The sequence below is a fragment of the Delftia sp. WSY_10 genome (assembly GCF_043104705.1).
Classification (GTDB): Bacteria; Pseudomonadota; Gammaproteobacteria; order Burkholderiales; family Burkholderiaceae_C; genus Comamonas; species Comamonas tsuruhatensis.
On sequence record NZ_JBICKY010000046.1, the window covers coordinates 53,558 to 63,522 of the forward strand.

General features: G+C 70.0%; 8 protein-coding genes. 7 read left to right on the forward strand and 1 reads right to left on the reverse strand.

Features of this window, described 5'->3' with window-relative positions; translation table 11 throughout:
- Nucleotides 1-3: 3 nt before the first annotated feature.
- Entirely contained in the window at nt 4-1,506 is a 1,503-nt protein-coding gene (locus ACF8ML_RS18685) for a hypothetical protein (RefSeq protein ID WP_392407633.1), read from the reverse strand.
- Between the two features lie 380 nt (nt 1,507-1,886).
- Here ACF8ML_RS18685 and ACF8ML_RS18690 point away from each other — a divergent pair, with 380 nt between their 5' ends.
- Genes ACF8ML_RS18690 through ACF8ML_RS18720 form a run of 7 tightly spaced genes read left to right on the forward strand, consistent with a single transcriptional unit; the run spans nt 1,887 to nt 9,924 of the window.
- Nucleotides 1,887-2,051, forward strand: a complete 165-nt coding sequence (locus ACF8ML_RS18690) for a hypothetical protein (RefSeq protein ID WP_155294163.1) — start codon at nt 1,887-1,889, stop codon at nt 2,049-2,051.
- A 15-nt stretch (nt 2,052-2,066) separates the two neighbouring features.
- Nucleotides 2,067-2,834 (forward strand): enoyl-ACP reductase FabI, encoded by a 768-nt coding sequence (gene fabI, locus ACF8ML_RS18695; RefSeq protein WP_047219041.1) that lies wholly within the window; start codon nt 2,067-2,069, stop codon nt 2,832-2,834.
- A gap of 33 nt (nt 2,835-2,867) precedes the next feature.
- Nucleotides 2,868-4,343: an efflux transporter outer membrane subunit gene (locus ACF8ML_RS18700; RefSeq protein WP_043791350.1), complete on the forward strand. Its 1,476-nt coding sequence runs from the start codon at nt 2,868-2,870 to the stop codon at nt 4,341-4,343.
- A 17-nt stretch (nt 4,344-4,360) separates the two neighbouring features.
- Nucleotides 4,361-5,452, forward strand: a complete 1,092-nt coding sequence (locus ACF8ML_RS18705; RefSeq protein ID WP_012202692.1) for an HlyD family secretion protein — start codon at nt 4,361-4,363, stop codon at nt 5,450-5,452.
- On the forward strand, nt 5,449-8,205 hold the full coding sequence (gene rbbA / locus ACF8ML_RS18710; RefSeq protein WP_392407635.1) for a ribosome-associated ATPase/putative transporter RbbA: 2,757 nt from the start codon (nt 5,449-5,451) through the stop codon (nt 8,203-8,205). Before ACF8ML_RS18705 ends, rbbA begins: the two co-directional genes overlap by 4 nt.
- A 1-nt stretch (nt 8,206) precedes the next feature.
- The gene (locus ACF8ML_RS18715) at nt 8,207-9,337 is read left to right on the forward strand and encodes an ABC transporter permease (RefSeq protein ID WP_017405871.1); all 1,131 of its coding nucleotides are present in this window, start codon (nt 8,207-8,209) and stop codon (nt 9,335-9,337) included.
- 53 nt (nt 9,338-9,390) lie between these two features.
- The gene (locus ACF8ML_RS18720) at nt 9,391-9,924 is read left to right on the forward strand and encodes a hypothetical protein (RefSeq protein ID WP_016453976.1); all 534 of its coding nucleotides are present in this window, start codon (nt 9,391-9,393) and stop codon (nt 9,922-9,924) included.
- Nucleotides 9,925-9,965 lie beyond the last annotated feature (41 nt).

Below are 9,965 nucleotides of genomic sequence, written 5' to 3' on the forward strand. Positions count from 1 at the left end.
ACACTACTTCACCGCGATCCGCTCCGTGAAGCTGCGCCCGCTGGGCGTCTCGCGTTGCTGGCGCACGCGGTGGTCCACGAGCTGCTCCCAGGTCTGCATCTGGCGCTCGTCCGTCTTGCGCAGCGCGCCGGCAACCCGGTTGTCGGCCGTCTCGATCAGCGTGGTGATGCTGCTGCGGTCCTGCACCTTGATCAGATCGTAGTTGCCCGACTGCGGGTCCAGCATGCCGCGATTGCGCGCCTTCCTGGCATGGGCGTCCAGCGACTCGGTCACCACCTGGGCGATGGACTCGCCCGCCGAGCCCCTGGACTGCCGGGTGGTCTTCTGGCCGACCTGGTAGGCGGCCCGGCCGTCCTCGGTCACGGCGCCGAACTCATTGGTCTTTTCGTAGTCACCGCTGAAGCTGGCCTGGAAATCGGCCAGGCCGCTTTGCGTGGCCTGCACGGCCCGCTCCAGCCCGGACAGCGCAGCCAGCCGGGCCGGCGCCGCAGGGGACTGCGCGCTGTGCAGCTGGGTGAAGGCGCTCTTGAACAGGTCCACCAGGTTCGCGTCCGCGCGCCCGCGCTGCGCGGCCACATCGAAGCGCTTCAGATGCTGGTCCAGCGCGGCCTGGCGCTGCGACGCGCTGGCGCCTGCGGGGGCGTCGGACTCCAGGTTGACGGCCAGCTCGCCGGCCGCGCCCTTCATCGCCACCGATCGGCCATCGGCGCCCACATGCAGGCTGAACGAGGACAGGGGCTGCGAAGGCTTGGGGTTCTTGATGTCCAGGTCCAGGCCGGACAGCACGCTGCGGTCGAAGTCCATCAGCTTGCCCAGTTCCAGCTGGGGCTTGCCCGGCTTTCCCAGGCCTTCCAGCGCTTCGTCCAGCCCGTCGGCCAGCTGGGCAATGGCCGCGCTCTCGGCCTGGCTCAAGGTGCCGGAACTCTTGACCTCGACCCGCAGCCCGCTGCTGCTGCCCGCTTCGCTGCCGTCGTTCGTGGCAATCCGCAGCTCCACGGTCTGGCCCGATTGCGTGCGGATCTTCAGGCTCACGGTGGCAGCGCCCACGGACACATCGCTCAGTGCGGACTTGTCCAGGGCCTGCGCATCCGCGCTGCCTGCGACGGAGTCGGCCGCCGTGGGCGCCTGGTACTCAGCAACCGTCTGTTGGTAGTCCGACGGCGTGGCCGCAAAGCGCGACAGCAGGGCGCCGCCCAGGCCGCGCCAGCGGTCGGCCAGGCTGGCCGACGGGCCCAGGCCCAGGCCCAGGTTGCGCGCCATCAGGGTGCTGATGTCGTCCCTGTCTTGCGAGGCCCAGGCCCGGGTCAGCCTGAACTGCCCCAGTTCCACGGGCTGCGGTTTGGCATAGATGACGCTGGACCCTGTGGACTGGCCCAGCGTGACCTGCGTGCCCGGGTCGGCGGGTGCAGCAGCTGCCGTGGTCGCTGACGACCTCACGGACACCGTGGGCCGCATGCCCGCTGCGCTGGCGGCAAAGCTGGCGCCGGTGGATGAAATGCTGGTCATGGATTGATCGTCTTCCTTCGGTCTTGTCTTGACTGAATGGCGGCCCCAGGCCTTTGCAGGCAGGGGATTTTCTCTGTCCACGGACCATCGGCAGATTTCCGGTTTTCTTTACCTCCCATGCACCAATATGGTGTGAATACCTTGTATTCATTGAAATCCGGCCAATACAGGGAATGCTCGGCTGTTGGCGCAAAAAGACACCATTGCTCTACTGGGCACAGCAACCGGCGGCAAGCGGCATTCTCCCCGTGAGGCAGCCCTCTTTGACCTGAGTCAAGACTATGGAGTGAACTGCATCGATATAACGAAACGGCATCGCCAAAATCGGTCGCTGCAGTGCAACATAGATAGAATGAAAAAGACCAGGAGACGATATTGGCATGCAAACCTTTGATTTGCATGCATCAAAACAAGCTATCAAAAGCTTCGTAGTCACAGGAAATACAAACATTCGCCGTGGCGCATATGTCGGCAATGCCGCGCCATGCCCCGTGATTCCTGACGAAGCCGCCCCAAGGCGGCCTGTTTCCCGGCAGACCTTCTGATCTGGAGCATTCGAGATGACGCTATTGGCTGGCAAAAAAGGCCTGATCGTCGGCATCGCCAACCGCGACAGCATTGCCTGGGCCTGTGCCCGGGCCATGCATGCGGCGGGCGCCGAGATCGGCGCGACCTGGCAGAACGACAAGGCCCGGGCGCATGTGGAGCCCCTGCTCGACGAGATCGGTGCCGAGCTGCGCATGCCGCTGGACGTGGGCGACGACGAGCAGATGCGCGCGCTGTTCGATGCCGCCGCCGTGCGCTGGGGCCGGCTGGACTTCGTGCTGCACGCCGTGGCCTACGCCCCGCGCGCGGACCTGCAGGGCCGCGTGGTGGACAGCTCCCGCGAGGGCTTTGCGCTGGCCATGGACATCTCCTGCCACTCCTTCATCCGCATGGCCCATCTGGCCGAGCCGCTGATGGCCGCCAGCGGCGGCAGCCTCATGACGCTGAGCTACCTGGGCGCCAGCGAGGTCATGCCGCACTACGGAATCATGGGCCCGGTCAAGGCCGCGCTGGAGTCCACCACGCGCTACCTGGCGGCCGAGCTCGGCCCCTCGCGCATCCGCGTCAATGCCGTCTCGCCCGGGCCCATCGCCACGCGCGCGGCCTCGGGCATTGCCGCGTTCGATGAACTCGTGGCCGACAGCGTGCGCCGCTCGCCCATTGCCGGCGAACTGCAGCCCGACGACGTGGGGCCGCTGTGCGCCTTCCTGGCCTCGGACGGGGCGCGCGCCATCACGGGCTGCACGCTGTATGTCGATGGCGGCCACCACATCCTCAACTAGCGGCTGCCGCACCGGCGCCCCGCAGCACTGCAGATGACCCTCCCATTCCCCCGAACCGCCGCCGCAGCGCTGGCAGCCGCACTGGCCGCCGCCCTGGCAGGATGTGCCTCCCTGGCGCCGCCGCACGAGCCGCCGCCCCTGCCCACGCCCGAGGCCTGGCCTGCCCATCTGCAGGCGGGCGCCCAGGGTGTCGCCGCCGCCGGCCTGCCCTGGCGCGACTACTTCACCGACCCCGTGCTGCGCCAGCTCATCGCCACCGCGCTGGAGCACAACCGCGACCTGCGCGTGGCCGCGCTGCGCGCCGAAGAGGCGCGCGCGGCCTTCCAGATCCAGCGCTCCGAGCTGTTCCCGGCCATTGGCGTGGGCGGCCAGGCCGCACGGGCGCGCGTGCCGGGCGATCTCAACCTCTCGGGCCGCTCCGTGGTCAGCGGCGAGTACCGCGCCGAGGTCGGCTTCAGCAGCTGGGAGCTGGACCTGTGGGGTCGCGTGCGCAGCCTCAAGGACGCGGCCCTGCAGACCTGGCTGGCCAGCGATGCGGGCCGCCACGCCGTGCAGACCGCGCTGATCGCCCAGGTGGCCGACGGCTACCTGGGCCTGCGCGAGCTGGACGAGCGCGTGGCCATTGCGCGCGAGACGCTGGCCACGCGCCAGGAATCCTTTCGCATCTTCACGCGCCGCGAGGCCGTGGGCGCCAGCTCGCGCCTGCAGCTGGCCCAGGTCCAGACCCTGCTGACCCAGGCGCAGGCCCTGCTGGCCCAGCTGGAGCTGGCACGCGCGCAGCAGCTGCATGCCCTGGCCCAGCTGGTCGGCGCCCACCCGGGTCCGCTGCCCGCCGCCGCACCCTTTGACGACGCCCTGGTGCTGGCCGAGCTGCGGCCGGGCCTGCCCTCGGAGCTGCTCACGGCGCGGCCCGACATTGCCGCCGCCGAGCACCAGTTGCGCGCGGCCCGGGCCCAGATCGGCGCGGCGCGCGCCGCCTTCTTCCCGCGCATTGCGCTCACCGCCCGCTGGGGCACGGCCAGCGCCGAACTCGACGGCCTGTTCGACGGCGGCAGCCGCGCCTGGGCCTTCGTGCCCACGGTGTCCCTGCCCATCTTCGACGGCGGCCGGCGCCGCGCCAACCTGGAGCTGGGCGAGATCCGCAGCGACATGGCCGTGGCCCAGTACGAGAAAGCCATCCAGACCGCCTTCCGCGAGGTGGCCGACGGCCTGGCCGCACGCCGCTGGCTGTCCGAACAGATCACCGTGCAGCGCACCGCCGTGCAGGCCCAGGCCGAGCGCGCGCGGCTGGCGCAGCTGCGCTACGACAACGGCTCGGCCGCCTACCTGGAGGTGCTGGACGCCCAGCGCGACCTGCTGGCCGCACGCCAGCAACTGGTGCAGGCGCGGCGCGCCCTGCTGTCCAGCCAGGTGGGCCTGTATGCCGCCCTGGGCGGCGGCAGCGGGGCGGAACCTGCCGCGCTGCCCGCCACCCTGCCGGCCACGCCTGCCGATCCCCCGAATTCCTGAAGCATCCGGACCCGCCCATGGACAAGAACACCTCTCTGAAGAACAAGATCGTGCCGATCGCCGCCGTGGCGGTCCTGGCCCTCGTGGCCTGGTGGGCCTGGAAGACCTTCACGCCCAAGGGCCCGGGCGAGGGCTTCGTCGGCAGCAACGGCCGGGTCGAGGCCACCGAGATCGACATCTCCACCAAGCTGCCCGGCCGCGTGGAGGAAATCCTGGTGCGCGAGGGCGACTTCGTGCAGGCCGGCCAGCCCGTGGCGCGCATGCAGATCGACACCCTGCGCGCCCAGCGCCAGGAAGCCGACGCCATGCGCCAGCAGGCCGAGCACAGCGTGGCCGCGGCCGAGGCCCAGGTCACCCTGCGCCGCAGCGACCTGGCCGCCGCCCAGGCCCTGATCGTGCAGCGCGAGACCGAGGTGGACGCCGCGCAGCGCCGCTTCAAGCGCTCGGAAACGCTGGCGCGCGAGGGTGCCTCCTCGGTGCAGGAGCTCGATGACGACCGCGCCCGCGTGCGCGGCAGCGAGGCGGCGCTGGCCGCCACGCGTGCCCAGGCCGCCGCTGCCCAGGCCGCCGTGAAGGCGGCCGAGGCCCAGGTGGTCGGCGTGCGCTCCCAGGTGCAGGCGGCCACGGCCACGGTGGCGCGCGTGCAGGCCGACATCGACGACGGCGTGCTCAAGGCCCCGCGCGATGGCCGCGTGCAGCTGCGCGTGGCCCAGCCCGGCGAGGTGCTGGGCGCAGGCGGGCGCGTGCTCAACCTGCTGGACCTGTCCGATGTCTACATGACCTTCTTCGTGCCCGAGACCGCCGCCGGGCGCATCGCCCTGGGCAGCGAGGTGCGCCTGGTGCTGGACGCCGCGCCCGAGTACGTGATTCCGGCCCGCGTCTCCTTCGTCGCCAGCCAGGCCCAGTTCACGCCCAAGACCGTGGAGACCGCCAGCGAGCGCCAGAAGCTGATGTTCCGCGTGCGCGCCCAGATCCCGCCGGAGCTGCTGCGCCGCCATCTGGAACAGGTCAAGACCGGCGTGCCCGGCATGGCCTGGCTGCGCACCGATGCCAGCCATGAGTGGCCCGCCAACCTGGCCATCAAGCTGCCAGCCCAGCCCGCGCAATGAGCGAGAGCACGACGCCCCACGCCAGCGGCTGGGTCGTGCGCCTGAAGGGCGTGCACCAGCGCTATGGCCAGGTCGAGGCGCTGGCGGGCATAGACCTGGACATTCCCGAAGGCCGCATGGTCGGCCTGATCGGGCCGGACGGCGTGGGCAAGTCCAGCCTCATGGCGCTGATCTCCGGGGCGCGCAAGATCCAGGAAGGCAGCGTCGAGGTGCTGGGCGGCGACATGGCCCAGCGCCGGCACCGCGAGGCCGTCTGCCCGCGCGTGGCCTACATGCCGCAGGGCCTGGGGCGCAACCTCTATCCCACGCTGTCGGTGGAGGAGAACCTGCAGTTCTTCGCGCGCCTGTTCGGCCATGACGCGGCCGAGCGGCGCCGGCGCATCGACGACCTCACCCAGGCCACGGGCCTGCGCAAATTCCTGGAGCGGCCGGCCGGCAAGCTGTCGGGCGGCATGAAGCAGAAGCTGGGCCTGTGCTGCGCGCTGATCCACGACCCCGACCTGCTCATTCTTGACGAGCCCACCACGGGCGTGGACCCGCTGGCGCGCGCCCAGTTCTGGGACCTGATCGCGCGCATCCGCCGCCAGCGCCCCGGCATGAGCGTGCTGGTGGCCACGGCCTACATGGACGAGGCCCAGCGCTTCGACTGGCTGGTGGCCATGGACGAGGGCCGCGTGCTGGCCACGGGCACGCCGGCCGAGCTGCTGCAGCGCACGGCCAGCCGCTCGCTGGAAGAGGCCTTCATCGCCCTGCTGCCCGAAGAGAAAAAGCGCGGCCATGCGCCCGTGACCATCGCCCCCCTGCCCGAGGGCGGCGAGGACGACATCGCCATCGAGGCCAGGGACCTGACCATGCGCTTTGGCGACTTCGTCGCCGTGGACCATGTGTCCTTCCGCATCCGCCGCGGCGAGATCTTCGGCTTCCTGGGCTCCAACGGCTGCGGCAAGAGCACCACCATGAAGATGCTGACCGGCCTGCTGCCGGCCAGCGAGGGCCAGGCCTGGCTGTTCGGCCAGCCCGTGGACCCGCGCGACATCGACACGCGCCGCCGCGTGGGCTACATGACCCAGGCGTTCTCGCTGTACGGCGAGCTGACCGTGCACCAGAACCTGGTGCTGCATGCGCGCCTGTTCGGCGTGCCCGAGGCGGACATTCCCGCGCGCGTGGCCGAGATGCTGCAGCGCTTCGACCTGCAGGCCGCACAGCACAGCCTGCCGGCCGCCCTGCCGCTGGGCATGCGCCAGCGCCTGTCGCTGGCCGTGGCCATGGTGCACAAGCCCGAGCTGCTCATCCTGGACGAGCCCACCTCGGGCGTGGACCCCGTGGCGCGCGACGGCTTCTGGCGCCTGCTGGTGGAGCTGTCGCGGCGCGACCGCGTGACCATCTTCATCTCCACCCACTTCATGAACGAGGCCGAGCGCTGCGACCGCATGTCCATGATGCATGCGGGCAAGGTGCTGGACAGCGACACGCCCGCGCGCCTGGTGGCCAAGCGCGGCGCGGCCACGCTGGAGGAAGCCTTCATCGGCTACCTGGTCGAGGCCGGTGGCGGCGAGGCCCCTGCCGAGGAACAGCAGGCCGCGCCTGCCGCCCCCGCTGCCGTGGAAACGCACACTGCGCGCCGCCGCCATTTCAGCGCCCAGCGCATGCTCAGCTATGTCTGGCGCGAAGCGCTGGAGCTGCAGCGCGACCCGGTGCGCGCCACGCTGGCCCTGGTGGGCTCGCTGATCCTGATGTTCGTGATGAGCTACGGCATCAGCCTGGACGTGGAGGACCTGCGCTTTGCCGTGCTGGACCGCGACCAGACCACCATCAGCCGCAGCTATGCGATGAGCCTGTCGGGCTCGCGCTACTTCATCGAGCAGCCGCCGCTGACCGACTACGACGCACTGGACCGCCGCATGCGCAGCGGCGAGCTGACCCTGGCCATCGAGATCCCGCCGGGCTTTGCGCGCGACGTGCTGCGCGGCGGCTCCGTGCAGGTGGGCGCCTGGTTCGACGGCGCCATGCCCACGCGCGCCGAGACCGTGCGCGGCTACCTGCAGGGCATCCACCAGCACTGGCTGACCGAGCAGGCCCGCGAGCGCCTGGGTGTGACGCCGGCCGGCCTCATCGACATCCAGACGCGCTTTCGCTACAACCCCGACGTGCGCAGCCTGCCGGCCATGGTGCCGGCCGTCATGCCCCTGCTGCTGCTGCTTTTGCCGGCCATGCTGACGGCGCTGGCCGTGGTGCGCGAGAAGGAAAGCGGCTCCATCACCAACCTCTACGTCACGCCGGTCACGCGCACCGAATTCCTGCTGGGCAAGCAACTGCCCTATGTGGTGCTGGCCATGCTGAACTTCCTGCTGATGTGCCTGATGGCCGTCACCCTGTTCGGCGTTCCCGTGACGGGCAGCTTTGCCACGCTGGCCCTGGCGGCGCTGATCTTCAGCGGCGCCTCCACGGGCTTCGGCCTGCTGGCCTCCACGCTGACGCGCAGCCAGATCGCCTCGATGTTCCTGGTGCTGATCGGCACGCTGATCCCCACCACGCAGTTCGCAGGCCTGGTCGATCCCGTGTCCTCGCTGGAGGGGGCGGGCCGCATCATCGGCGAGGTCTATCCGGCCAGCCACATGATCGCCATCAGCCGCGGCGTGTTCAGCAAGGCGCTGGGATTTCGGGAGCTGGCCGGCTCGTTCGGGCCGCTGCTGCTGTCCGTGCCGGTGATCCTGGGCCTGGCCATTGCACTGACCAGAAAGCAGGAGAGCTGACATGCGCACCCGCCTTTTCTCCAACATCTACCGGCTGGGCGTCAAGGAGCTGTGGAGCCTGTGGCGCGACCCCGTGCTGCTGGTGCTCATCGCCTATGTGTTCACGGTCTCCATCTACACGGCGGCCACGGCCATGCCCGAGAGCCTGCACAACGCGCCCATCGCCATCGTGGACGAGGACGGCTCGCCGCTGTCGCAGCGCATCGCGGGCGCCTTCTATCCGCCGCAGTTCGCGCCGCCGGCCATGATCGACCGCACGCAGATGGACCCGGGCATGGACTCGGGCACCTACACCTTCGTGCTCAACATCCCGCCCAACTTCCAGCGCGACGTGCTGGCGGGCCGCGCGCCCGAGCTGCAGCTGAACGTGGACGCCACGCGCATGAGCCAGGCCTTCACGGGCAACAGCTACGTGCAGCAGATCGTCTCGGCCGAGGTCAGCGAGTTCGTGCGGCGCTTTCGGGGCGCCACTGCCCTGCCCGTGGACCTGGTGGTGCGCGCGCGTTTCAATCCCGCGCTGGACAAGGTCTGGTTCGGCGGGCTGATGCAGATCATCAACAACGTGACCATGCTGTCCATCATCCTCACGGGCGCGGCCCTGATCCGCGAGCGCGAGCACGGCACGGTGGAGCACCTGCTGGTCATGCCGGTGACACCGACCGAGATCATGCTGGCCAAGATATGGTCCATGGGACTGGTCGTGCTGGTCACCGCCTTTGCCTCGCTCAACCTCGTGGTGCGCGGCGCCCTGGGCGTTCCCATCGAAGGCTCTCAGCCGCTGTTCCTGGCAGGGGCCGCGCTGTGCCTGTTCGCCACAACGTCGCTGGGGATCTTCCTTGCCACGCTGGCGCGCAACATGCCACAGTTCGGCATGCTGCTGGTGCTCGTGCTGCTGCCGCTGCAGCTGCTGTCGGGCGCCATGACGCCGCGCGAAAGCATGCCGCAGCTGGTGCAGACCATCATGCTGGCCGCGCCGACCACCCACTTTGTCGAGCTGTCGCAGGCCATCCTCTACCGCGGAGCGGGGCTGGACGTGGTCTGGAAGCCCTTTCTCGCACTGGCCGCCATCGGCTCCGTGCTGTTCGCCCTCACGCTCGCCCGCTTTCGCAAGACCATCGGCCAGATGGCCTGAGTTTCGTTCCGCCGCCAAGGCATCTTTCCACGTCAACCAGCAAGGAGTTCCATATGAGCGCACAGACCATTCCCCTCCATCTGCTCAAGGCCCAGCTCGAACTGCAGCTGCACCTGAGCCGGCTGCTGCAGGAAAGCGGCCAGCAATGGCTGGAACATGCCGCACGCAACGGCCCCGAGCGCATCGCCGAGACCGGCAACGAGATCGAGGGCGTGCAGCAGACCAGCAGCTGGCAGGAGCTGGCCACCCTGCCCGCCCAGGCCTTCTGGCGCCACGCCCACCTGCGCATGGGCCATGCCCAGGCCCTGGCCCAGACCGCCATGGCCAGCCAGATGACCCTGGCCCAGGGCGTGCAGCAGGCCGTGCACGACTGGCAGCAGCAGGTGGCAGCCACGCTGAGCGGCGGCGCCCAGGGCGCGGCCGACACTGCCGTGCCCTGGAGCGACCTGCTGGCGCGCTGGACCTCGGCCGTGCAGTCCATGGCCCAGTCCGTGACCCCATCCGTCACCCCGCCCGACCATGCGGCGCAGCAGCCCATTGCAGCGGCTGCCGCCGAAACGGCCCGGGACGCTGCCGCCCACGGCTGAAGAGCCCAGGGGCTGACACAAGCCGCACGGTCCCGCAGGCG

Coding starts and splice junctions, on each gene's coding strand:
- ACF8ML_RS18685 (WP_392407633.1), bottom strand. CDS start 1,506: ATGACCAGCATTTCATCCACCGGCGCCAGCTTTGCCGCCAGCGCAGCG.
- ACF8ML_RS18715 (WP_017405871.1), top strand. CDS start 8,207: ATGCGCACCCGCCTTTTCTCCAACATCTACCGGCTGGGCGTCAAGGAG.
- rbbA (WP_392407635.1), top strand. CDS start 5,449: ATGAGCGAGAGCACGACGCCCCACGCCAGCGGCTGGGTCGTGCGCCTG.
- ACF8ML_RS18720 (WP_016453976.1), top strand. CDS start 9,391: ATGAGCGCACAGACCATTCCCCTCCATCTGCTCAAGGCCCAGCTCGAA.
- ACF8ML_RS18690 (WP_155294163.1), top strand. CDS start 1,887: ATGCAAACCTTTGATTTGCATGCATCAAAACAAGCTATCAAAAGCTTC.
- fabI (WP_047219041.1), top strand. CDS start 2,067: ATGACGCTATTGGCTGGCAAAAAAGGCCTGATCGTCGGCATCGCCAAC.
- ACF8ML_RS18700 (WP_043791350.1), top strand. CDS start 2,868: ATGACCCTCCCATTCCCCCGAACCGCCGCCGCAGCGCTGGCAGCCGCA.
- ACF8ML_RS18705 (WP_012202692.1), top strand. CDS start 4,361: ATGGACAAGAACACCTCTCTGAAGAACAAGATCGTGCCGATCGCCGCC.